This window comes from Acinetobacter pengchengensis (genome assembly GCF_982235305.1).
The window spans coordinates 650,996-673,891 of record NZ_CEVATJ010000001.1; the positions used below are offsets into that span (position 1 = coordinate 650,996).

The window sequence follows — 22,896 nt, forward strand, 5'->3', positions numbered from 1 at the left end:
TCTTAAATGAAGTGAATAGAAGAAGAAATTTTTTAGTCATGATCAGGGTGTAGTGGTTTCACATCCATATCCTGATATGCAATCAGTTTGGTTTTGTGTTTCCATTTATAGCCTAACCAAATGACCAAGAACAAAAGAATACCAATATAAGTCGATAAAACAGAGAGCCATTTACCTTCAAGCACTGCTTGGTAGTTTTGCCCTAATACGACAATTGCACACAAAATAAAGGCAAACCATGGTGCAAAAGGAAAGAATTTAGCACGATAGGCTAAATCATGCAGTTGGTAGCCTTGTGCCAGATAGCCTTTACGGAAGCGGTAATGTGATACAGCAATCCCGAGCCAAACGATAAATCCACACATGCCTGACATATTCAGGAGCCAGTTAAATACTTGTTTCTCACCAATAAATGTTGTTAAAAAGCATAGTGCAGCGATTGCTGTTGTGGCATACAGTGCATTCATAGGGACACCACGAGCATCCAAGCGGGCAAAAGCTTTTGGTGCACTGCCTTTACGTGCCATATCAAATAGCATACGGGTCGATGAATACATGCCTGAATTCCCTGCAGAAAGAATCGCAGTTAAAATTACTGCATTCATGACGCTTGCGGCAAAAGCAAAGCCTGCCTGCTCATACAGTAAAGTAAACGGAGAGAGTGCAATGTTATCGGTGGCGGCTGCTTGAAGTAAACGTGGGTCATCATAGGCGATTAAGGTACCAATAATAAAAATACACACGATATAAAACAATAAAATACGCCAGAAGATTTGTTTAATTGCAATCGGAATTGTTTTCTTCGGATTTTTAGATTCACCCGCTGCAACCCCCACCATTTCTGTACCCTGAAATGAGAATCCTGCAATCATTGCCACACCAATTAAGGCAGATAATCCACCTACAAATGGCGCTTCGCCTTTGCTCCAATTGGCGAAAGTAGCAACATTTGGAGTCAGCATGATTTTTACAATCATGAATATACCAATGATGATGAAGGCGACAATCGCAAGGACTTTGACCAGCGAGAAGAAAAATTCTGATTCACCAAAACCTTTAACGGTTAATGCATTAATACCAAATACAACCGCTAGAAATAAGGCACTCCAATAGAAACCAGGAATCTCGGGAAACCAGAATTTCATAATGAATTGTACAGCCACCAATTCAAATGCAACCGTAATGGCCCAGTTGTACCAATAGTTCCAGCCGAGTGCAAAACCAAAACCACCTTCGACATATTTAGTGCCATAGGTAAAGAAAGCCCCAGACGTTGGATTGTGGGTGGCAAGTTCCCCTAAACTGGTCATCAAGAAATAAATCATTACACCAATGAGGGCATACGCAAGCAAGGCGCCACCAGGACCTGCGTTGGCAATGGTAGCCCCTGAAGCAAGGAATAAACCTGTACCAATTGAGCCACCAATGGCGATCATGTTTAAATGACGCGCACCGAGCTTACGCTGTAACTGTCGATTGTTTTGAGTTTCGCTCATCATGCGTCCTTCGTATTTTTTTGTGTACTGGCAAACAGTACTTTAAAGCCTTGTTGATCTGCCTTGATTGTGCATTGACCGAAACTTTGTTCAATTAAGAGTGGATAATTCAAAAAACGGTTGGCTACAATCCAAAGTTCACCACCCGATTTCAGGTGACGACGTGAAGTTTTACACAGATTTTCACTAGCATCGTAATGTGTTTGAATGCCTTGGTGGAACGGGGGATTACTCACTATGGCATGCAAAAATAGCGGTGCATCTTCAATGCCTGTCACGGCTTTAATTTCAAGTTGTTGTGGGTTGAGCTGATTTTTTTCAAACGTCATTTGCGTTGACGCTAAAGCAAAGGCATCGACATCTAAAGCAAAAATACGATTTTCTGGGTTGAGTTTGGCTAGGTAAGCACTGATCACACCCGCACCACAGCCAAAATCTGCAATTTTTCCAGCAGTCACCTGATTTAAATAAGGTAATAACACGGCAGTGCCAACATCCAAGTGTTTTTGGCTAAATACACCCGGCAATGCACAAATCTGTAAATCACCTTTAGGTGTAGCAACGGTATAGTTTTGCGCCCAATCTGCTAAGGCCTTATTTTGAACCTTGCAGTCTAAAATCAGTTGCCAAAGTTGGCAGTGGCGTGCGCTATCTAGCTTGAGTGTTTTGCCATAAGGTTGTAATTGCTTTGCAGCTCGCTCAATTCCAGCTTTCTTTTCGCCCACCAAAAATATGCTACTGCCCACTTTGAGTTGGGCCGCAACATTATGAATTAAATAATTCAGTAATTCTTTGGATTTGGGTACGAAAATAACTGCTTGATCAAACTCGGCAGCAGGAAACTCTGCACCAAAATGCACTTGCGCTTGTTGATTTTGAAAGTATTGATAGTCGTTGAAATTCCATGTCCAGACAGAGGCTTGGATTGAGTCACCCAATTCTGCGAGGAGTTGATCGGTTGGGGCATTGATCAGTAGAACACGACCAGACAAATAGTCATATTGTCTGAGTAAAACTTCGCTTTGGGGGGTCATGGTTCTCTCCAATAGAAAAACACTGTCTAAGTTCATTTCAGACAGTGTTTTTTGGACATGTAATTACTTTTTAGTTTCAGGAAGCACAATGTTTAAAATAAGTGCTGCAATACCGCCTGTTGCAACGCCTGAACTGAAAATATTACGGAATAATTCAGGTAAGTGTTCCAGAATTTGTGGCACTTGTGCAACACCTAAGCCTAAGCCCAAGGAAATTGCGATAATCAGCAAGGCACGACGATCTAAAACGACACCTGAAAGAATATTGATCCCTGAAGCGGCAACGGCACCAAACATCACCATCACAGCACCACCTAGTACGGCTTGAGGCACAGCCTGAATCACACCTGCGACCGCAGGGAATAGACCTAAAATGATGAGGAGGGCTGCAATCCAGATGCCAACATAACGGCTAGCAACACCTGTGAGTTGAATCACGCCATTGTTTTGGGCAAATACCGAACTTGGGAAAGTATTGAAAATACCTGCCAAGAATGAGTTGGCACCATTCACCAATACACCACCTTTAATACGTTGCATCCACTGTGGGCCATCGACAGGTTGATTGGAAAGTTTGGATGTCGCGGTAATATCACCAATTGCTTCCAGTGACGTTACCAAATAAATAAATGCCAAAGGAATGAATAAACTCCAAGAGAAATCTAGTCCAAAATGCATCGGTGTCGGAACTTGTACCAGTGGAGCATCTTTCAGACCTGAAAAATCGAGATAACCCATGATGCCTGCCATTGCATAACCAATCACCAAGGCAATTAAAATGGCAGAGCTTTTAATCCAGGTAATATTGATACGGTTTAAAATAATAATAATTGCCAAGACTGTGCACGACATAATCAGGTTGTCAGTATTGGCAAAGGTATTATTGCTCATGGCTTGATAGCCACCGCCCATACTAATTAAGCCTTCTTTAATTAAGGTCAAGCCAATGAGAAGAACCACAATGCCTGTGACTAGTGGGGTAATCAGTTTTTTGACCCACGGCAAAATTTGGGACACGCCCATTTCAATAAATGAACCAGCAATCACAACACCAAAAATTGCCGCCATGACCGATTCAACCGGTGTGCCTGCGGCGACCATGGCAGAGCCAATACCAATAATCGGACCAATAAAGTTAAAACTGGTGCCTTGCACAATGAGCAAACCAGCACCAAAAGGGCCGACTTTTTTACATTGTAAAAAAGTTGCAAAACCTGAAATGACCAAAGACATTGATAAGATCATGTTGGTATCTTGTTTGGAAACACCTAAAGCCAAGCAAATCAATAAGCCAGGGGTCACAATTGGAACAATAATTGCCAGTAAATGCTGAAAAGCGGCTAAAAAAGCGATAAGTGGTTTTGGACGCTCATTCAGACCATAGACCAGATCAAGTTGGTCTTTTGGGGAGGGAGATTGGTTAAAATCAGACATGTGTCGTAAAGAAATTGCAAAAGTGGCGCTATTCTAATCGAGTTACACAGCATTACAAAACCCAAAGCACGCCACTCATCAAAAAAAAATGTGTGTGTCAATAAAGTGTCACTATAAAACTTTAGTATTTTTCTGTATAATTTGCCCTCAAATTTATAGCGTATTGAATTTAAATGTCAGATATTAAAACTCTCCGCAACATCGCAATTATTGCGCACGTTGACCACGGTAAAACAACTCTTGTGGATAAACTTTTACAACAATCGGGCGCACTCGGTGAACGAGCGGGCGAGATTGAGCGTGTCATGGATTCAGGCGCTATTGAAAGTGAACGTGGTATTACCATTCTTGCAAAAAACACTGCAATCAAATGGTTAGACAAACGTACTGATACTGAATACCGCATTAACATTGTGGACACCCCGGGACACGCCGACTTCGGTGGTGAAGTTGAACGTGTAATGTCGATGGTTGACTGCGTACTTCTTCTTGTAGACTCACAAGAAGGCCCAATGCCACAAACTCGTTTCGTAACGCAAAAAGCGTTCGCACGTGGTTTGAAACCAATCGTGATTATTAACAAAGTCGACAAGCCAAGCGCGCGTCCAGACTGGGTAATTGACCAAGTATTTGATTTGTTCGATAACTTGGGTGCTTCTGACGAACAGTTAGACTTCCCAGTTGTTTATGCTTCAGGCCTTCGTGGTGTTGCTGGTCCTTCTCCAGAAGAACTTGCTGAAGATATGACTCCGTTGTTCCAAACGATTGTAGATATCGTGGAACCACCAGCGGTTGACGTTGATGGCCCATTCCAAATGCAAGTATCTTCACTTGACTATAACAGCTTCGTAGGCGTTATCGGTATTGGTCGTATCCAGCGCGGTTCGGTGAAATTAAATACACAAGTAACTGTAATCGATAAAGATGGCAAAACACGTAACGGTCGTATCTTAAAAATCATGGGTTATCATGGTCTAGATCGCGTTGACGTTGAAGAAGCTTCTGCAGGCGATATCGTTTGTGTAACGGGTATCGATGCACTCAACATTTCTGACACCATCTGTGATCCGAAAAATGTTGAAGCTTTACCGCCATTGTCTGTAGATGAACCTACAGTATCGATGACATTCCAGGTAAACAACTCACCGTTTGCGGGTAAAGAAGGTAAGTTCGTAACTTCACGTAATATCCGTGAACGTCTAGACCGCGAATTGATTCACAACGTAGCATTACGTGTTGAAGATACTGACAGTCCAGACCGTTTCAAAGTATCTGGTCGTGGTGAGCTTCACCTTTCAGTTCTGATTGAAAACATGCGTCGCGAAGGCTTCGAAATGGGCGTATCTCGTCCACAAGTAATCATCAAAGAAATTGATGGTGAAAAACAAGAGCCATACGAAAACGTTACTTTTGACGTTGAAGAACAGCATCAAGGCGCTGTAATGGAACAAATGGGTCACCGTAAAGGCGAAATGACCAATATGGAAGTCGACGGTAAAGGCCGTATCCGTATTGAAGCCACTGTTCCTTCACGCGGTCTGATTGGTTTCCGTTCTGAATTCCTGACCATGACTTCTGGTACAGGGATCATGACGTCTAGCTTCTCGCACTACGGTCCAATGAAGCAAGGTACTGTTGCAAAACGTCAAAACGGTGTATTGATTTCTATGGTTCAAGGTACTTGCTTGGGCTATGCACTGTTCACACTTCAAGACCGTGGTCGTCTATTCGCGAAACCACAGTTAGAAGTTTATGAAGGTATGATCATCGGTATTAACTCTCGTTCAGACGACATGACAGTTAACCCGACTAAAGCAAAGCAGTTAACGAACGTACGTGCTTCTGGTACTGATGATGCGTTAACGCTGGTTCCTGCGATTGAATATACACTTGAGCAAGCGCTTGAGTTTATTGAAGATGATGAATTAGTTGAAGTAACTCCTAAGTCTATTCGTATCCGTAAGCGTTACTTGACTGAAAACGAACGTAAACGTAACCGTTCTGGTAAATAAGTTTTAAAAATAAGGTTACCCCATACGGGGCAGCGCCATTTAAAATGTCATCAATCATTTGATGACATTTTTTTTGTTTAAAATTAGCAAGCCTATGTATAAAAACAGATGATTTCCGAGTAAATTACGTGGAAATGAAGTTATAAAATTAATGTATACTTCGTCACATAAATTAAAGTCAAAAAAACTGGAGATTTAAATGAGTATTATTCAAGAGTTCCGCGAGTTTGCGGTAAAAGGTAATATGATCGACTTGGCTGTCGGTGTGATTATTGGTGGGGCATTTGGTAAAATTGTTGACTCATTAGTGAAAGATATCATCATGCCATTGATTACTGTGATCACCGGTGGCGGTGTAGATTTCACACAAAAGTTCTTTGTTTTGGGCGATAATCCAAACAATTTACAGTCTTTAGATGAGTTAACCAAAGCAGGTGTAAACGTCCTGACCTATGGTAACTTCCTTACGATTTTAATTAACTTCATCATTTTGGCATGGGTAGTGTTCTTAATGGTGAAAATGATCAATCGTATGCGCCGTAAACAAGAAGAAGCTGCGCCAGAACCAGCAGCAACGCCAGAAGATATCGCGTTGCTACGTGAAATTCGTGATGAATTGAAAAAACGTCAATAAGTTTTAATACTCAATCAAAATCAAAAAACGGCGCTTTTTACGCCGTTTTTTTGCACCCTATTCCCTAGGAGGGGGGAACGCTGAAGGCATAAAAATTACATCCGAAACTTTACTTCTACCAAATGAAAACCAAACTGACTTTTTACAGGGCCATGCAATACCCGTTCTGCTGCGGTAAACACTAACTTATCAATCACGGGTACCAATTGTCCTTTTTTGACCTCACCCAATTCCCCACCTTTTTTGCCTGAAGGGCAGGTCGAAAATTGTTTGGCAATTTTGGCAAAATCAGCGCCTGATTGAATCCGCTTTTTCAATTGCTCACAGGTTTCTTTATCTTTCACTAAGATATGACGCACAATAGCGGTTCTCATACTTTCTTACCTCGTTTGCTTGTTGCAGCTTTGGTCGCAGTGAGTACTTTTTTCAAAGGCTGACATTCAGGACAAAATACCGAGGCACGTTGGCCCAGTTTTAAATTTTCTAGAGTGGTTTCACAATTCACGCACATTTCACCTGCACGTCCATACGCCAACAAGGTTTGCTGGAAATAGCCATTTTCGCCCATCGCATTGCTGTAATCACGCAAGGTCGAACCCCCTAAATCAATCGCTTGTTTTAAAATGCGCTTGATTTCAAGCACCAGTTTTTCAATCTGTTCCAAACTGAGAGATGATGCAGGTTGTGCAGGGTGAATACCTAAATTAAACAGACTTTCCGTGGCATAAATATTGCCCACACCCACCACGACATGGTTATCCATAATTGCAACTTTGATGCCAACATTTTTATTTTTGAGCTTCTGTGCAAGATAGTCGGGGTTAAAGGCATCACTCAATGGCTCAGGGCCAAGTGGATCAATCAGTTTGTGTTGCGAGCTTTCATTGAGCCATAAAATACAGCCAAAACGACGTGGGTCGTGGTAGCGCAATTGCATATCTTCAAACTGAATAATCAGATGGTCGTGTTTGCGTAAATCTTCGTGCGCATCGCAAAGACGAAAACTGCCGGACATGCCTAAATGCCACAACATGCTGTCCTGTTCAAATTGCGCGAGAATGTATTTGGATCTGCGGGTCAATTGCAGTAGTTTTTGTCCTGTTAGTTTATGTAGGTTTTCTGGAATTGGCCAGCGTAAACTGGCTTGACGTACTTCTACATTCAGGACTTTTTGATCTAGCAGCGGCAATAAACTGGTTTTGGTAGTTTCAACTTCTGGTAATTCAGGCATGGTACAAATTCAATCCGCTTGTAGAAATTAAGCAGTCAAGGGCAAAAAGCAATGCGCTTAATATTGGGCATTATCCATAGAATGCAAGCCATAGAATACAAGCCATAGTGTGCGATCGCAAAATTATTCTGTGAAAAGTAAAAGCAGGCTTTGCAAAAACCATACAACACGTTATAAATAAATCATTTTTGAACATTTATTATAGAAAAAACCATCTAAAACAGATGGCAGATTCCGAGTGATTACTTCTTTTTTATTTAATGATTCGCTTTTGGTGAATCGCACAGTATGAGGGCATGCAGCGTGACATTACTTTTTCAGCCGATTCAATTTGGATCACTGCAACTTGCCAACAAAATTGTTATCGCCCCGATGTGTCAATATTCTGCCAACGAACAAGGTGAGTTGAGTTATTGGCATGAGCAGCAATGGGCAAATTATGCCTTGTCCGGCGCAGGGATGTGTATAGTAGAAGCCACGGCAGTGCAGGCAGAAGGACGTATTAGTTATGCAGATTTAGGCTTATGGAATGACATGCAGCGTGCGCAGATGAAAGCGCTATTGCATAAAGTTAAAAGTTTATCGCCTATGCCATTTGCTGTGCAGTTGGCACATGCGGGTCGTAAAGCTTCAACCGATAAACCGTGGCAGGGCAAAGGACAGTTTGCACCGAATGAAGAATATGGCTGGCAGACGGTATCGGCCAGTGAGTTGCCATTTCAATCGCACGAACATCCACCGCATGCTTTAACGCAAGATGAAATTCAACAGGTGATTGCAGACTTTGCCAGCGCCGCAGTAAGAGCGGTGGATGCAGGTTTTGACTTAATCGAAATTCATGCCGCACATGGCTATTTATTGCATCAATTTATGTCGCCATTGTCTAATCACCGCCAAGATGAATATGGCGGCAGTTTGGAAAATCGTATTCGCCTTACATTGGAAGTATTTCAAGCCATTCAAAATGCTGTACCAAAAGGTTATCCCATTGGGGTGCGAATTTCTGCAACAGACTGGATGGATGATGCAGATGGCTGGAATCTCGAATCTGCAGTGGGTTTGGCAAAGGCACTAGAGCATTTAGGTGCGGTTTATATTCACGTGTCGAGCGGCGGTTTGCATGTCGATCAAAAAATTGATGTGCATGCGGGTTATCAAACGCCATTTGCTCATGCAATTAAGCAAGCTGTAAAAATTCCTGTAATTGCGGTGGGTTTGATTACTGAACCGATGCAGGCAGAAGGTATTTTGCAATATCAACAAGCCGATGCAATTGCGATAGCACGTGCCATTTTATATGACCCACGTTGGCCATGGCATGCTGCGGCAGAATTGGGCGAAAAAATTGAAATTGCCCCGCAATATTTACGATGTCAGCCGCATGGGTTCCGTAGTTTATTTGCGCCGTTTAAATCCGCAGATATGAATGTATAATCCTGATATTTTTCTTTTAAAATAAGTGAAACTTACACTATTTTTCCGTGCTTTGTCGGGAGCTTCGGTGTAAGCTAAATCAGTAAAAACCATGTCGATTATGGGCAACACTGAAAAAGGATGTCAGGGTGTTACTGAGTATTTTATTTCCCATTTGTGCAGTGGTGCTGTTGGGATATTTTGCCGTCAGAAGCCAGTTTATAGACGCAAACGCAATTCAGGTTCTAGGACAGTTTGTTATGAAAGTCGCCTTGCCTGCATTTTTATTGCAGGCCTTGGCCAGTAAGAGCTTGGCAGAAATTTGGAGTCCTGCTTACTTTTTAGGCTACGGCGGCGGTTCTATTTTGCTGTTTATTTGTGCTTTTTTAGTGTATCGGCATTATTTTAATTCAAGTTTGACTCATGCTAGTGTTCTGGCGATGGGTGCATCAATGTCAAATACAGGATTTATTGGCACTGCTATTTTAACTTTGTTGATTGGCAGTCAATCGGCAATTTATTTGTCTTTAACTTTAATTGTCGAAAATTTAATTATTGTGGCATTGATGCTAATTTTGGCAGAACGTGGACTGCAATCTTCAGCGAAATCAGGTTGGCAAGTGTATGCAGAAACTGTGCAGCGCTTACTGAAAAATCCAGTCATTTTATCTATTTTATTGGGCATGTTGTGTGTGTTCATCAACTTAAAACTGCCACAATCTATCTCACAAATTCTAGAAATGTTGGGAAAAACTGCTTCACCTTTGGCTTTATTTGTTATTGGTGGAAGTTTGGTCGGTATGCAAATCAAGTCGGTCAATTTGCAAAGTATTGTTTTGGTCGTATTCAAAGTATTGCTGATGCCACTCACGATCTTTGGGATTTTATGGGCATTAGATGTGAACCGAGAAATGTTGTTTGTCGGGACTTTACTGGCAGCTTTACCCATGCCAATTGCTTTTGGTATTTTCGGGCAGCACTACGGTTTGGATGAAAAAGCATTAGTCCCCTTAGTGTTGAGTACAATATTGGGTTTTGTGATGGTGGCGATTTTATTGACACAATCGGGTAAATATTTATAATTTTGGTTTGAAGTGCTCAAATCACAAAAAGTCTGTATTACGCTGATACAGACTTTTTTTAAAATTTCTCTGATTAATAGCTTTTATAAAGAAACTATCTTAACTTTTCTTAGCGGTTGCCTTGTTGGAAGCTTTGGCTTGATCTGCCATCATTTTTTCAACCATAGCTAATGATTCTTGGGCTTGGGGTACATTTTCCTGTGCCAGTGAAGCAAAAATCTTTTTCGCTTCAGGCAAGTTTTGCGGCACGATATTACCATTCACAAACATATTGCCTACTGCCATTAGTGCAGGAATATAGCCCTTTTGGGCCAAGTTTTGAATGCTTTGCAACCCTTGCTTAATGGGTGCTTCGTCTTTGTTTTTAAAGCCTATGCTAATATCATACAAGGCTTTGGCATGTATGGCTTGATAATAATCTTTGGCAATTAAGGGTTGTAATAGCTTTAAACCTTTTTGGTCAGATGCCGCCGTATTTTCTGAGAAATATAAAACTGCTAAATCTACTGTAGCATCATTAAAACCCTGATTGGATGCAGTCTGTAAATATTGTTTGGCTTTGGCAGCATCCTGTTTTAAACCCAGTGCGCCAGTAAGATAGTTTTTACCTAAAACATAACTTGCAACAGGGTAGCCTTTTTTGGCAGATTGCTCATACAGCTGAATGGCTTTCTTTTCATTTTTTGCTGTGCCTTGTCCTGTTTGCGTCAAATAGCCTAAGTTATACATGGCTTGTGCATTGTCTGCTTTGGCAAGTTTTTCTAATTCCAGAAAGGCATCTTTAATCTTGTTGGCTTGCATTAATTGTTCAATCTTGGCAAAAGCAGGATCGGTTGGAATGTTGCTATTTGCCATGCTGATGCTGCTAGATAGGACGATTGCGCCCGCAATGAGTAGTTTTTTCATCATTTGAGTTTTACCTTGTTCTCTTTTGCACATCACTCCATTGATGTACTTTTGTTTTGCAGTGGTGCATTCATCATAAGTTGAAAAGTGTGAATGTAAATATAAAAACTGTGAATTATTCAAATCACAGAAAAGAACGAGGGAATCTTGTGATTCCCTCGTGATATAACCAATTTTTTTAAGTCTATTGCGGGCGGGCGACATCGCCATTTAAATGTTCAGGTAAATCTAACACTTGTACAGATAATTCTTGCAAAGCACTTGGTTTAGCAACCACTAACGCTTTAAAACCATCTGCAGTTGCTATGCTATTTACCACTTCTACATCATTATTCAGTTTGGCAGCAGGTGCAGGGACTTCGCCTGAACCTTGAATTAAATGCAACCAGCGTTTCGGTTTGGCTTTAAACCATAAACGTGCCACCACTTCCTGACCCAAATAACAGCCTTTGTCGTAATGCACGCCGTCTCGTTGATGCAAACGCAATTCCTGTGGCTGAAACACTTCTGCTGTTGAGGCTTGAATCCACGCTTGACCTGTGTCAATCGCTTGTAGCTGCCATGCGTTTAAATCGGTGACTTCAGTTGAAAACTCAGTTTGATTGCCCTGAATGGTTGGGTAAACCGTACCGATGGTTTCAAGCTGCATTTTTGAAAATGCGCCAAACTTTTTAATGTGTTTGGCTAAATCTTCGGCTTGGTCGGCAGTGCTGATTATTTCAAAACTTTCAGACGAGTTTTTTTTAAGCCATAAACCAAACTGAACGCGTCCTTTTAAACTGCAAATTGCAGTATAACACGTTGTATTTTCAGCTAAGGTTTCGACATTGACGGTCACCTGACCTTGCAGGAATTTTTGTGTATCAACACCGTTTAAACTTAAAGCACAGAAAGCTAAATCGCGCATGAATAACCTTTCACAATAAAATCTAAGACTAAAGAATGAGGTCAATTTTGCGCTATTTTTCAAAAAAAAGCATTTTTAGGGCAATAATTTTACTCAAAATGTAATTAAATGTTTCAAAAACCCCTGTTTTTGTATTTAAGTATATGAAATATATAAGATTTGGGAAATGGGTTTTTGGCGGCGTACAATGCTTTCGACCAGGGAAAATAATCATCCCATAAGATGTTGAGAACAATAGAGTAAGGGCGAACACCAGATGAATAACAACTACCGCAAACCACTGCAAGGCACTCAGCTCGATTTTTATGACGTGCGACAAGCCGTTGAAGAGATCCAGCCAGGCGCTTATGCCAAACTTCCTTATACCTCAAAAGTACTTGCAGAACAGTTAGTGCGCCGTTGTGATCCCGCAATTTTAGAACAATCTTTAAAACAATTGATTGAGCGTAAACAAGAGCATGATTTTCCGTGGTATCCAGCGCGTGTAGTGTGTCACGACATTTTAGGTCAAACTGCATTGGTGGATTTGGCAGGCTTGCGTGATGCGATTGCCGAACAGGGTGGCGACCCTTCTAAAGTGAATCCTGTTGTACCTACCCAGTTAATTGTCGATCACTCTTTAGCGGTGGAATATGGCGGTTTTGACCCAGATGCTTTCCGTAAAAACCGTGAAGTGGAAGATCGTCGTAATGAAGACCGTTTCCACTTTATTGAATGGACGAAAACTGCGTTTGAAAATGTTGATGTGATTCCTGCGGGCAACGGCATCATGCACCAGATCAATCTAGAAAAAATGTCCCCAGTGATTCAAAACCGTGAAGGCATTGCATTCCCAGATACTTGTGTTGGTACAGACTCACATACACCACATACCGATGCTTTGGGTGTCATTTCTGTGGGGGTAGGCGGTCTTGAAGCTGAAAATGTGATGTTGGGTCGTGCTTCTTGGATGCGTCTGCCCGATATTATTGGTGTTGAGTTGGTTGGTCAGCGTCAAGCAGGGATTACTGCAACAGACATCGTGTTGGCTTTAACCGAGTTTTTGCGTAAAGAGCGTGTCGTCGGTGCTTATTTAGAATTCTTTGGTGAAGGCGCAGATAGCATGTCGGTGGGTGATCGTGCCACGATTTCCAACATGACACCTGAATATGGTGCAACCGCTGCCATGTTCTATATCGATCAAAACACCATCGACTATTTAACCTTAACAGGTCGTGAAGCAGATCAGGTAAAACTGGTTGAAACTTATGCTAAAGAAATTGGTCTTTGGGCATCTGAAATGACTCAGGCAGAGTATCCACGTGTGTTACGTTTTGACCTTTCAACAGTAACGCGTAACATTGCAGGCCCATCGAATCCGCATGCACGTGTTTCAACATCTGACCTGAAAGAAAAAGGCATTGCGGGTGTGGTAGAACAACGTAGCGATGGTTTAATGCCAGATGGCGCCATCATCATCGCGGCAATTACTTCTTGTACCAATACCTCAAACCCGCGTAATACTGTAGCAGCAGGTTTGTTGGCACGTAAAGCCAATGAATTGGGTTTGCTGCGTAAACCTTGGGTGAAATCATCATTTGCACCAGGTTCTAAAGCGGCTGCATTGTATTTGGAAGAAGCAGGCGTACTGAAAGACTTAGAAAAACTTGGTTTTGGTATTGTGGCTTATGCATGTACCACCTGTAACGGTATGTCTGGTGCATTAGATCCAGCCATTCAGCAAGAAATTATTGATCGTGACTTATATGCGACTGCGGTACTTTCGGGTAACCGTAACTTTGATGGTCGTATCCATCCGTATGCAAAACAAGCTTTCTTGGCATCTCCACCATTGGTTGTGGCTTATGCGATTGCGGGCACTATTCGGTTTGACATCGAAAAGGATGCTTTGGGTACAGATCAAAATGGTAACCCAATTTACTTAAAAGATATTTGGCCATCTGATGCAGAAATTGATGCTTTGGTGAAAGCATCGGTTAAACCTGAACAATTCCGCCAAGTGTATATTCCAATGTTTGACTTGGGTGAGTCAGAAAAATCTGAAAGTCCACTCTACGACTGGCGTCCACAAAGTACTTATATCCGCCGTCCGCCATACTGGGAAGGTGCATTGGCGGCTCCACGTACATTGGCCAATATGCGTCCGTTGGCAATTTTGGGCGATAACATCACCACAGACCATTTATCTCCATCGAATGCGATTATTTTAGATTCGGCAGCAGGGGAATATTTGGCAAAAATGGGCTTGCCAGAAGAAGATTTCAACTCTTATGCAACGCACCGAGGTGATCATCTCACTGCACAACGTGCAACTTTGGCGAATCCGAAATTGTTTAATGAAATGGTGGTACGTTCAGACGGCACAATTAAGCAAGGTTCTAAAGCGCGTGTTGAGCCAGAAGGCGAAGTAATGCGTATGTGGGAAGCGATTGAAACTTATATGAACCGCAAGCAGCCGTTAATTATTATTGCGGGTGCGGATTATGGTCAGGGTTCAAGCCGTGACTGGGCTGCAAAAGGTGTGCGTCTTGCGGGTGTGGAAGCAATTGTGGCTGAAGGTTTTGAGCGTATTCACCGTACCAACTTGGTGGGTATGGGCGTATTGCCTCTTGAGTTTAAAGCGGGTGTAAACCGTAAAACTTTAGGTTTGGATGGTACGGAACTTTATAGCGTGATTGGTAACATTGCACCACGTTCAACTTTGACTTTGGTGATTGAGCGTTCAACGGATGATGGTAAAAACCAAACGATTGAAGTGCCTGTAACCTGTCGTTTAGATACTGAAGAGGAAGTGTCTGTGTATGAAGCGGGCGGTGTATTGCAACGCTTTGCGCAGGACTTCTTGGAAGGGAATGTGGCTTGATGCTTTGATCTAAAATGATCTAGTTAATTATTTTGTAAGCGTCCGCTGAATCCCATACCAATTTTTAATTCAATTTAGGTTTCCAGCAGTGTGGCAGTAACTCTTCAATCTGGGTCACTTTATGTGTCGGTAACCTTTTCAGCACATCACTTAAATAGGCATACGGATCCAAGCCATTCAGTTTTGCTGACTGGATTAAAGTCATGATATTGGCAGCTCGTTGGCCGCTGCGCAGCGAGCCAGCAAACAGCCAGTTCTTGCGCCCCAACGCCCAGGGACGCATCTGATTCTCGACCCAATTATTGCAAATAGGTAGATTGCCATCATCCAGATAGCGGCTTAAAGCTGGCCAACGCTTCAGAGTGTAATTGATGGCCTTGGCGGTTGGAGAACTCGATGGCACTGTCAGATGATGTTGGTTGAGCCATTCATATAGTTGTTGCATCACCGGTTGGCTGTGCTGTTGTCGGTATTCGCGGCGGTGTTCTGCTGTACTATCGGTCTTTTTCCTGAGTTCTGCTTCTATCGCATACAGTTTCTGAATCATCAGTAATGCCTGTTCAGCGATCTGACTTTTCCCAGTTACATGCAGTTCATGGAATTTACGACGTGCATGGGCCATGCACCCTACCTCAATCACCTGGCCTGATTTAAAACGTGCTTTATAACCACTGTAATCATCACAGACTAGATAGCCCTGCCAGCCTTTCAAGAACTCTTCAGCATGCTGGCCTGAACGACTATCCTGAAAGTCATAGATCACCGCCTGAACTGGATTATACTGTGTGGTGGCATAGGCCCAGACATAACCTTTCTTCGGTTTTTTATTATTCTCACCCATCCGCATGATGGTGACCGGTGTTTCATCTGCATGCAGCACCCGCTGTTGCAGCACCACCTCTTTTAAGGCATTGGCCAGAGGTTCCAGTTCTACACCGCAGCGACCTATCCAGTCAGATAAAGTGGATCTGGACAGATCAATGCCAGCCCGCTGATAGATCAGGCGCTGACGGTACAGCGGCAAATGATCGGCATACTTCGATACCAGCACATGGCTGAGCAATTCAGGTGAAGCAATGCCTTTATCAATCACATAGGCGGGCATCGCTTGCTGAGTCAGAGTGTCACACTGATCACAGACCCATTTACCACGCACATGCTGTTCCTTATAGAACTGTGCCGGTCTGAAATGCAGTTTTTCACTGACATCTTCGCCGATACGACGGAGTTGGCAGCCACAAGCACATTGGGTTGATGCAGGTTCATGCTCAATACGGATGGTGTGTAGATGATCTGGCAGTGGTCGACGTTTAGGTTTATTGGTTTTGGCTTTCTGTGTCGCTGCATTGGTTTTATCTGCATTTAGCCGTTCCAGTTCTAGATCAACCGCGGCAATATCTTCTTCAACCGCTTCATCCCACAGATGGATTTGTTTTGCAGTGAGATGTTCGTTTTTACTGCCGAATTTGTGCTGTTTAAATAGTGCGAGTTCATGCTCGTATTTTTGATTGAGAATAGAAAGATGTTGAACTTTAGAATCTAATTGCTGATTGGTGACTTCAAGATGTTGAACTCTGGCATCTAATTGCTGGTTTGATTGTGCTAGAGACTGATGCTGCAGCGCCAACTGTCTGGTAAATTCCAGCAGTTGTTCATGGGTCAGTTGGCTTAAGTCAGGCAGCGTATTCATGACCGCAGTATGCCTGAGGTCATGAGAAGAATGAAATAGAACGTTTGGAGAATAGCAGAATGGAGCAGCCTGGTTTAAAGCATCGTCACCACCTGCTGTCGTCCAATGCGCTGCCAGGGCAAACCCTGGATCAGTGCCTGTAACTGTTCCGGGCTGAGGGCCACGGTTTCACCTTGGTGAACTTGAGCCCAGTGAAATTTGCCCTGTTCCAGCCGCCGGGCACACAGCCAGATGCCCAATCCATCATGTACCAGTACTTTCATGCGATGGCCACGTTTATTACAGAACAGGTAAGCACAATGCGGTTTGATGTAGCCAAAGGCTCTCACCACCTGAGCCATGACAGTATCCATCCCTGCTCGCATATCCAGAGGTTGGGTAGAAAGCCAGATTTCATCAATGCGGATCATGTTGCAAGTGCCTTGAGTAATTCTGCTAAAGCAGATATTTCTGATGTCTGCCATTTTAGCTGAATATCATTATTCGTATGAGGCACGGTGATACACAACGTGATCCTCTCATCAATAGGTTGGCTGATTGCAGCAGTGTAAGGCAAAGCATAAATGCTGGATTCACATGAGTAGGATCCTGCACGGCACCCTCATGATGGCTGAAGATCCTGATCCAACGACTGACAAGGTTGGCATTAATACTATGTTGCAGTGCGACCGAAGCGATCGAGGTATTAGGATTTTTACAGGCATTGACAATACTGAGTTTGAATTCTTTGCTGTATGTTCTGCGTTTTTTAGCAACAGGAGGTGTTGCTGAATATATATCCATGTTCATGGATTAAGTCCCCACTTGTTTTTAGGTGGGAACTAAATTAAGGCTTATAGGATCGCTTGGTAAGGCTGTGTTAGCCGGATGCTTACATTATTTTTACAAAAAGACCTTATCTAAATGATGGGGTCTTTTTTTATTGAGATAGGGATTGTCTTAGATTGCATAGGCAAACTCCTTGTAAACCCGACTTAATTTTCTGCCTAAATCATCCTTTGCCCAACTGCCCTCATCATCTGTCAAAATGGACAGTAGACAATCATCACAGAATAGATATACTGGATTGACCATTTCTAAACCACACGGAGAACAAAGATGGTAACTGCAGGTGATAAACCAGGAACAGGCTTCTATTTTTGTGTCCAATGCGGGCATCGCGTTTACTTAGAAATTGGTACAGACCGTCTACCACCGTGTACCAAATGCCATGGCACCCAATATAACAACAAGGTTGCCTAAGCTACACGACATAAAACAGCAGATCCTGTTTTAATCTAAAGCCCTATCACCCGATGGGGCTTTTTGCTATTTTAGCCATAGAAAACCCAAGGTAATGAGGTACAACATGGAAACAATACTGGGTTTATGTGTCGGCATTGGGCTAAGTGCTGCCAGTGGTTTTCGGGTTTTCGTGCCTTTGCTGGTCATGAGTGTCGCCGCGCTCATGGGTTGGTTTGAACCCTTAAAAGGTTTTGAATGGTTGGCAATGCCTGCTGTTTGTCTGGCTTTGACCGTGGCAACAATCAGTGAAATAGCCGCATATTATGTGCCGTGGGTCGATAATATGCTCGACACCGTTGCCACACCTGCTGCCATGATTGCAGGCACACTGACCACTATGGCTGTAAGCAGTGGTGAAATGTCACAATTTGTCAGTTGGGCTTCGGCCATTATTGTCGGTGGCGGTACAGCGGGTGTTGTGCAAATGAGCACGGTGGCGGTACGTGGTGTATCTACCGCAACGACAGGCGGTATTGCAAATCCTGTGATTTCTACAGGAGAGTGGATTGGGGCTGTCGTACTTTCAGTGTTGTCCTTCATTGTGCCTGTATTGGTAGTATTTGTAGTACTGCTGACCTTAATTTGGGCAATTCGTTGGATTCGAGGCCAAAACAAAGGTGTTGAATCCTCAACATAGATTTTTGGTCAGTTTGAAAATTTTTTTAAAAATAAGTGTGGTAATAAATTCAATATTTAAACTTTATTTGATGATTTGAGTGCGAAAAAAATTTAGAATTGGGAAATTTTCTAAAATATGACTTAAAAAGTGATAAAAATTTTAAAAATAAATCAAAATAAAATCATTTCGGGGAAACAATTCCAACCCCAAATCACTACTATATATCTCAAGGGTGTGATGGGGATCGAAAAGAGTAGATTGCTACCAGTTGCGTACAACGTGCGTGTAGTACTTACCCAAAAGGTCTCGATTCGGCTTAGGACGCTATAAACCAAAAGTTTATAGGCTATAAGATTATGACTTATCCAGCATGATAGTTGAAGTAAACCACAGTTGTTTTCCCTAACACCCTAAAGAATATTGTTGAAAATATAAAAAATAAAACAAGATCAAGAAAATAAAATCGAAATAAAATAAAAGTTTAAATGAATATTATTCCGTATTTCTGCTACAAAACTCCCATCAAGTTGTTCGTTTAATTCTGTTAATTTGCAATGATTATCTACATCTAATTAGGTGTGATGAGTGTTGATTACGATTTTTGGTGTCGTTTGTTACTTGCCTGCGCATTGATCAACTATGCCATTTTAATGTTGTGGTTTTTGGTAGTAGTTTTCGTGCATGACTGGCTGCGACAGTTACATGGTAGATGGTTCAAATTGTCAGACGCAAGTTTTGATGCCATTCATTATGGCGGCATGGCGGTCTATAAAATTGGGGTATTGCTATTGAATATCGCGCCACTCATCGCGCTAAATATGATGCGACATTAATTTAAAACGATATAAACACGCATCAAAATCATAGAAACAACGGGTTGAAACAGTACATTAAAAACACGCGTCCATTGAAATAGAGGCGAAAAGCCCGCAATTTAAGGAGTTTACAAACATGAATCATTTTAAACCTGCACTAATTTTAGGCGGTCTAATTTGTTTGGGGATGGTGCTCGCGGGTTGGATTTTGGGCAACAGCGCACTTAAAATTAAACAATATGAGCGTGTGGTTTCAGTCAAAGGTTTGTCTGAACGAGAAGTAAAAGCCAATGTAGCGGTGTGGCCCATTCGTTTTAGCGCAGCCAGTCAAGATTTAGCTGCTTTATATGACACCATGCAAAGTCAGACTGCACAAATTCAAAACTTTTTAAAAAATGAAGGTTTTGCTGCAGAAGAAATTACCATTGCTGCACCTGTGATTACCGATAAATATGCCCAACAATATGGTGGAGATGGTAATGTCGCCTTGCGTTATACCGCGCATCAAACCATTACGGTCTATACCAAAAATATTGATACAGTGCGCAGCGCACAAAGCCGTTTGGTCGATTTAGGTAAAAATGGAATAGCCTTTGGTGGTGAAGATTATGGGCAACGCACCGAATATTTATATACGCAACTCAATGACATTAAACCTGCCATGATTGAGCAAGCCACACAAAATGCCCGTAGTGTTGCAGAAAAATTTGCCGCAGATTCTGACAGCCGTTTAGGCAAAATTAAATCAGCCAATCAGGGCGTATTTAGTATTGAAGATCGTGACAGCAATACACCCTATTTGAAAAAAGTTCGTGTGGTGTCTACCGTAGAATATTATTTGGCAGACTGATGTCGCAAATCACTCAGTCAGGAAATAGACTTCATTAATTGCTTAAGCAAAACAAGGACTTTGCCCGACTGAATTGACAGCTCGGGCTGTGCTTGATATTTTGCCCGCACCACTTTGCGTGCTGTAGTTCATGGCTTTAAACGACAACTTTATTTACGCACCCCCACAAGAACCTTTAGAAATTGTCTATGAAGATGATGATTTGCTGGTTATTGATAAGCCCGCAGGTTTGTTGTCTGTGCCAGGACGTTTGCCTGAACATCAGGACAGTGCCTATTTAAGAGTTTTAGCTCAGCATCCCAATGCAAAAATTGCCCATCGTTTAGATATGGCGACATCGGGTATTTTAATGTTTGCCAAGCATCGTGATGCAGAAGTCGCATTGAGTAAAATGTTTCAGGCACGAACAGTAGAAAAAAACTACATTGCTTTAATTCAAGGCAAACTTGAAGGTGAGGGCAGTGTCGATGTGCCTTTAATTACTGACTGGGAAAACCGCCCACGGCAAATTGTGCATTTCGATTTAGGCAAGCCTGCAGAAACGTTGTATCAGGCTTTGGAATATCGGGCCGATGAAGATATTACCCGTGTATTGCTGACGCCAATTACAGGGCGTTCGCATCAGTTGCGGGTACACATGCAATATATTGGTCACCCAATCACAGGCGATAAGTTATATCATCCTCAGCCGCAACAAAGTCCTTTAAAACGAATGGCGTTGCATGCCAGCTATTTGGCGTTTACTCAGCCGTTGAGTCATGAAGCTGTAGAAATTCGGGCACAGCTTCCTTTTTAATCACTTCTTTCTAACAGTCACATTTTTTTCAAATTATTGTGAAAATACTCAAAATTTGGGATAGCCATCATCCCAAGAACTAGTTAATTTAACGCTATAACCGTAGATTTTCATTTTCCTTGCACAAAAAGGAGGTTGATTGGTTATTTTAAAATTTTTGTGTTGAGTGTTTGGGGCTGCAACTTGAGGTTGAAGTGATTTTTGCGTGAAAAACGCATCACTTGAACGGGGCAGGCCGATGGGGTGGGAGGCAAAGTTATGTTGTATATATTGGGCGCAATAATTGTAGTTCTTGTGGTGATTGTTTTTTGGCAAATCCAGCGTCGCGGTGAGTTGTCTGCTAGCATTAAATCTTTACAAAACAATTTAGACCGCACTCGCTCCAATTTGGCAACTGATGAGCTGGAAAGTAACGAGTTAGAACATCAGCTCACGCTGCTTCGGGTAGAAGTAGGGAGTTTGAAAAACCGTGTGGAAAGTTTGCAGCATTATCAAGATATTTTAGATGTTGAACAATATGTGTTGGAACGTCGCCAACAAGTTGAAATGTTTGTAGAAATGGTCAAGTCTGAAGCAGAAAACATGCGTGATCAATGCAAACAAAAAATTGAAAAAGTCAGTAATTTTTTAGTCGAACACGAACAAAAAGCCAAAGCTAAAACCCTAAAAGCAGCTCAAGAACAATTGGGTGCTTTTTATCATTTAGCAGAAGAACGTCAAAAGTTAGAGCAGGTGACTGCCGCGCTTTATCACAAAATTGAAGAAAATACCCCTGCGTTTCAATTGCCAGCACAGCAGTTACTCGATCATTTAATTGAAGACTATAGCCAGTCTGATGCAGCACAGCATTTATTACAGGTGCGTCAAAAAATTATGCAAGCGATTCAAAATAATGAAATGGCCTATTGTGCATTTGTAGATGAGCAGCGTCGTCTTTCTGCAGTAACATTGCTTAGTCATGCATTAAACAGCAGAGCAGACTTATATTTAGCCCAGTTGAACCAACATAATTTAGGGGAATCTCTACAAGCGTTGCAGGATGATTTCACCTTGCTTAATCACTATGCGGCATCTTTTGGACATAGCAAAATTTTAGAATCTTACTTGGCACTTCGCCTTGAAGAGTTAAAATTTGCATCTTTAGTGATTGGCCTTAAGCAACAGGGCACTGACACCACACAGCAAGTAAAACTGGCAGCGAATGTTTAAGGATAAGCTGCATCTATAAGATGCAGACTCTGTAGGGCTGTCCGACTAAAGTCAGCGCAAAATACAGAAAACTTGATCAAGTACGGCAAAATTGTGCTATGTTGAATTCACTATTTTGTCACTTGCCAGATATATATTGGCTAAAAAGATAACAAGGATATTCGCATGACACGTGACTATGAGCAATTCCCAGATGATGATAATGGTAATGTACTTTGGCAAATGCATGAAGATGGGGATGACCTGACAGAGCCACATGAAATTGAGTACTCCATTGCTTTTACCACACAAGAACAAGCCGAAAAATGTGCGCTGTATTTGTTGGCAGAAGAGCAAAAAATTTCATTATTTCAAGATGAAGAATCTGATGCTGTTGAATGGATTATCACCATTTATGTGTATATGGAACCAGAGTATTCAGACATTGTAGATTTAGAACAATGGTTCACTAAAATTGCCGAAGAGCATGGCGGTGAATATGACGGTTGGGGCTGTATGGCCTACGTCTACGATGATGAAGATGGGTACGAAGACGAAGAATAAATTTGATTTCCCGAAAGCATGTGTTGATCACATGCTTTTTTAATTCTGCATGACACATAAGGATTGGTTTTTAGTATC

At 42.1% G+C, this 22,896-nt stretch carries 21 protein-coding genes and 1 pseudogene; 12 read left to right on the top strand and 10 right to left on the bottom strand.

Annotation, left to right across the window (positions count from 1 at the left end; translation table 11 throughout):
- Positions 1-32 precede the first annotated feature (32 nt).
- The 3 genes from AC0T5Z_RS03180 to AC0T5Z_RS03190 form a co-directional block, all read right to left on the bottom strand.
- A complete protein-coding gene (locus AC0T5Z_RS03180) occupies positions 33-1,496 on the bottom strand; it encodes an amino acid permease (RefSeq protein WP_435337151.1) in 1,464 nt (487 codons plus the stop codon).
- Complete coding sequence (locus tag AC0T5Z_RS03185; RefSeq protein WP_291341212.1) at positions 1,496-2,530, bottom strand: methyltransferase; 1,035 nt, start codon at positions 2,528-2,530, stop codon at positions 1,496-1,498. The genes AC0T5Z_RS03180 and AC0T5Z_RS03185 overlap by 1 nt, the downstream gene beginning before the upstream one ends.
- A 63-nt stretch (positions 2,531-2,593) precedes the next feature.
- Positions 2,594-3,964, bottom strand: coding sequence for a uracil-xanthine permease family protein (locus AC0T5Z_RS03190; RefSeq protein WP_435337150.1), 1,371 nt, complete (start codon positions 3,962-3,964; stop codon positions 2,594-2,596).
- Positions 3,965-4,137: 173 nt separating this feature from the next.
- Between AC0T5Z_RS03190 and typA the strand changes: the two genes are divergently transcribed.
- Positions 4,138-5,976, top strand: coding sequence for a translational GTPase TypA (gene typA / locus AC0T5Z_RS03195; protein WP_435337149.1), 1,839 nt, complete (start codon positions 4,138-4,140; stop codon positions 5,974-5,976).
- 199 nt (positions 5,977-6,175) lie between these two features.
- Positions 6,176-6,610, top strand: coding sequence for a large conductance mechanosensitive channel protein MscL (gene mscL / locus AC0T5Z_RS03200; protein WP_004972423.1), 435 nt, complete (start codon positions 6,176-6,178; stop codon positions 6,608-6,610).
- A 95-nt stretch (positions 6,611-6,705) separates the two neighbouring features.
- On the opposite strand, the gene AC0T5Z_RS03205 is transcribed toward mscL, so the two are convergent.
- Together AC0T5Z_RS03205 and mutM are read right to left on the bottom strand one after the other, a co-directional pair.
- Positions 6,706-6,984 (bottom strand): peptidylprolyl isomerase, encoded by a 279-nt coding sequence (locus AC0T5Z_RS03205; protein ID WP_004972420.1) that lies wholly within the window; start codon positions 6,982-6,984, stop codon positions 6,706-6,708.
- Positions 6,981-7,841, bottom strand: coding sequence for a bifunctional DNA-formamidopyrimidine glycosylase/DNA-(apurinic or apyrimidinic site) lyase (mutM, locus tag AC0T5Z_RS03210; RefSeq protein WP_315279816.1), 861 nt, complete (start codon positions 7,839-7,841; stop codon positions 6,981-6,983). Before mutM ends, AC0T5Z_RS03205 begins: the two co-directional genes overlap by 4 nt.
- A gap of 303 nt (positions 7,842-8,144) precedes the next feature.
- Between mutM and AC0T5Z_RS03215 the strand changes: the two genes are divergently transcribed.
- Together AC0T5Z_RS03215 and AC0T5Z_RS03220 are read left to right on the top strand one after the other, a co-directional pair.
- Positions 8,145-9,275 carry an NADH:flavin oxidoreductase/NADH oxidase gene (locus tag AC0T5Z_RS03215; RefSeq protein ID WP_435337148.1) on the top strand — a complete coding sequence of 377 codons (1,131 nt, stop codon included), beginning with the start codon at positions 8,145-8,147 and terminating at the stop codon, positions 9,273-9,275.
- A gap of 128 nt (positions 9,276-9,403) precedes the next feature.
- A complete protein-coding gene (locus AC0T5Z_RS03220; protein ID WP_435337147.1) occupies positions 9,404-10,336 on the top strand; it encodes an AEC family transporter in 933 nt (310 codons plus the stop codon).
- Positions 10,337-10,435: 99 nt separating this feature from the next.
- Here the strand turns inward: AC0T5Z_RS03220 and AC0T5Z_RS03225 are convergent, their stop codons facing one another.
- Both AC0T5Z_RS03225 and ygfZ read right to left on the bottom strand, forming a co-directional pair.
- Positions 10,436-11,242 (bottom strand): tetratricopeptide repeat protein, encoded by an 807-nt coding sequence (locus AC0T5Z_RS03225; RefSeq protein ID WP_435337165.1) that lies wholly within the window; start codon positions 11,240-11,242, stop codon positions 10,436-10,438.
- A 184-nt stretch (positions 11,243-11,426) separates the two neighbouring features.
- Positions 11,427-12,149, bottom strand: coding sequence for a CAF17-like 4Fe-4S cluster assembly/insertion protein YgfZ (gene ygfZ, locus AC0T5Z_RS03230; protein ID WP_435337146.1), 723 nt, complete (start codon positions 12,147-12,149; stop codon positions 11,427-11,429).
- Positions 12,150-12,405: 256 nt separating this feature from the next.
- Here ygfZ and acnD point away from each other — a divergent pair, with 256 nt between their 5' ends.
- Positions 12,406-15,012 carry a Fe/S-dependent 2-methylisocitrate dehydratase AcnD gene (gene acnD, locus AC0T5Z_RS03235; protein ID WP_291341229.1) on the top strand — a complete coding sequence of 869 codons (2,607 nt, stop codon included), beginning with the start codon at positions 12,406-12,408 and terminating at the stop codon, positions 15,010-15,012.
- A 64-nt stretch (positions 15,013-15,076) separates the two neighbouring features.
- On the opposite strand, the gene tnpC is transcribed toward acnD, so the two are convergent.
- The 3 genes and pseudogenes from tnpC to AC0T5Z_RS03250 form a co-directional block, all read right to left on the bottom strand.
- Complete coding sequence (tnpC, locus tag AC0T5Z_RS03240; RefSeq protein WP_473786260.1) at positions 15,077-16,702, bottom strand: IS66 family transposase; 1,626 nt, start codon at positions 16,700-16,702, stop codon at positions 15,077-15,079.
- 74 nt (positions 16,703-16,776) lie between these two features.
- Complete coding sequence (gene tnpB / locus AC0T5Z_RS03245; RefSeq protein WP_000618087.1) at positions 16,777-17,112, bottom strand: IS66 family insertion sequence element accessory protein TnpB; 336 nt, start codon at positions 17,110-17,112, stop codon at positions 16,777-16,779.
- A pseudogene (locus AC0T5Z_RS03250) lies at positions 17,109-17,491 on the bottom strand (transposase). Before AC0T5Z_RS03250 ends, tnpB begins: the two are co-directional and overlap by 4 nt.
- A gap of 309 nt (positions 17,492-17,800) precedes the next feature.
- Here AC0T5Z_RS03250 and AC0T5Z_RS03255 point away from each other — a divergent pair.
- The 7 genes from AC0T5Z_RS03255 (at position 17,801) to AC0T5Z_RS03285 (ending at position 22,818) form a co-directional block, all read left to right on the top strand.
- The gene (locus AC0T5Z_RS03255; RefSeq protein ID WP_004972403.1) at positions 17,801-17,944 is read left to right on the top strand and encodes a zinc ribbon-containing protein; all 144 of its coding nucleotides are present in this window, start codon (positions 17,801-17,803) and stop codon (positions 17,942-17,944) included.
- A 106-nt stretch (positions 17,945-18,050) separates the two neighbouring features.
- A complete protein-coding gene (locus tag AC0T5Z_RS03260; RefSeq protein WP_435337383.1) occupies positions 18,051-18,623 on the top strand; it encodes a DUF4126 domain-containing protein in 573 nt (190 codons plus the stop codon).
- A gap of 563 nt (positions 18,624-19,186) precedes the next feature.
- Positions 19,187-19,438, top strand: coding sequence for a DUF6868 family protein (locus AC0T5Z_RS03265; protein WP_435337382.1), 252 nt, complete (start codon positions 19,187-19,189; stop codon positions 19,436-19,438).
- A 118-nt stretch (positions 19,439-19,556) separates the two neighbouring features.
- A complete protein-coding gene (locus tag AC0T5Z_RS03270) occupies positions 19,557-20,270 on the top strand; it encodes an SIMPL domain-containing protein (RefSeq protein WP_435337381.1) in 714 nt (237 codons plus the stop codon).
- 130 nt (positions 20,271-20,400) lie between these two features.
- Positions 20,401-21,066, top strand: a complete 666-nt coding sequence (locus tag AC0T5Z_RS03275) for an RluA family pseudouridine synthase (RefSeq protein ID WP_435337380.1) — start codon at positions 20,401-20,403, stop codon at positions 21,064-21,066.
- Between the two features lie 258 nt (positions 21,067-21,324).
- Entirely contained in the window at positions 21,325-22,275 is a 951-nt protein-coding gene (locus AC0T5Z_RS03280) for an SNIPE associated domain-containing protein (RefSeq protein WP_291339585.1), read from the top strand.
- Positions 22,276-22,440: 165 nt separating this feature from the next.
- The gene (locus AC0T5Z_RS03285; RefSeq protein ID WP_291339583.1) at positions 22,441-22,818 is read left to right on the top strand and encodes a ribonuclease E inhibitor RraB; all 378 of its coding nucleotides are present in this window, start codon (positions 22,441-22,443) and stop codon (positions 22,816-22,818) included.
- Positions 22,819-22,896 lie beyond the last annotated feature (78 nt).

Bases quoted from the DNA above. Each gene is read 5' to 3' on its own strand.
- AC0T5Z_RS03180 (WP_435337151.1), bottom strand. From the start codon at position 1,496: ATGAGCGAAACTCAAAACAATCGACAGTTACAGCGTAAGCTCGGTGCG.
- AC0T5Z_RS03185 (WP_291341212.1), bottom strand. From the start codon at position 2,530: ATGACCCCCCAAAGCGAAGTTTTACTCAGACAATATGACTATTTGTCT.
- AC0T5Z_RS03190 (WP_435337150.1), bottom strand. From the start codon at position 3,964: ATGTCTGATTTTAACCAATCTCCCTCCCCAAAAGACCAACTTGATCTG.
- typA (WP_435337149.1), top strand. From the start codon at position 4,138: ATGTCAGATATTAAAACTCTCCGCAACATCGCAATTATTGCGCACGTT.
- mscL (WP_004972423.1), top strand. From the start codon at position 6,176: ATGAGTATTATTCAAGAGTTCCGCGAGTTTGCGGTAAAAGGTAATATG.
- AC0T5Z_RS03205 (WP_004972420.1), bottom strand. From the start codon at position 6,984: ATGAGAACCGCTATTGTGCGTCATATCTTAGTGAAAGATAAAGAAACC.
- mutM (WP_315279816.1), bottom strand. From the start codon at position 7,841: ATGCCTGAATTACCAGAAGTTGAAACTACCAAAACCAGTTTATTGCCG.
- AC0T5Z_RS03225 (WP_435337165.1), bottom strand. From the start codon at position 11,242: ATGAAAAAACTACTCATTGCGGGCGCAATCGTCCTATCTAGCAGCATC.
- ygfZ (WP_435337146.1), bottom strand. From the start codon at position 12,149: ATGCGCGATTTAGCTTTCTGTGCTTTAAGTTTAAACGGTGTTGATACA.
- acnD (WP_291341229.1), top strand. From the start codon at position 12,406: ATGAATAACAACTACCGCAAACCACTGCAAGGCACTCAGCTCGATTTT.
- tnpC (WP_473786260.1), bottom strand. From the start codon at position 16,702: ATGAATACGCTGCCTGACTTAAGCCAACTGACCCATGAACAACTGCTG.
- tnpB (WP_000618087.1), bottom strand. From the start codon at position 17,112: ATGATCCGCATTGATGAAATCTGGCTTTCTACCCAACCTCTGGATATG.
- AC0T5Z_RS03255 (WP_004972403.1), top strand. From the start codon at position 17,801: ATGGTAACTGCAGGTGATAAACCAGGAACAGGCTTCTATTTTTGTGTC.
- AC0T5Z_RS03260 (WP_435337383.1), top strand. From the start codon at position 18,051: ATGGAAACAATACTGGGTTTATGTGTCGGCATTGGGCTAAGTGCTGCC.
- AC0T5Z_RS03265 (WP_435337382.1), top strand. From the start codon at position 19,187: ATGAGTGTTGATTACGATTTTTGGTGTCGTTTGTTACTTGCCTGCGCA.
- AC0T5Z_RS03270 (WP_435337381.1), top strand. From the start codon at position 19,557: ATGAATCATTTTAAACCTGCACTAATTTTAGGCGGTCTAATTTGTTTG.
- AC0T5Z_RS03275 (WP_435337380.1), top strand. From the start codon at position 20,401: ATGGCTTTAAACGACAACTTTATTTACGCACCCCCACAAGAACCTTTA.
- AC0T5Z_RS03280 (WP_291339585.1), top strand. From the start codon at position 21,325: ATGTTGTATATATTGGGCGCAATAATTGTAGTTCTTGTGGTGATTGTT.
- AC0T5Z_RS03285 (WP_291339583.1), top strand. From the start codon at position 22,441: ATGACACGTGACTATGAGCAATTCCCAGATGATGATAATGGTAATGTA.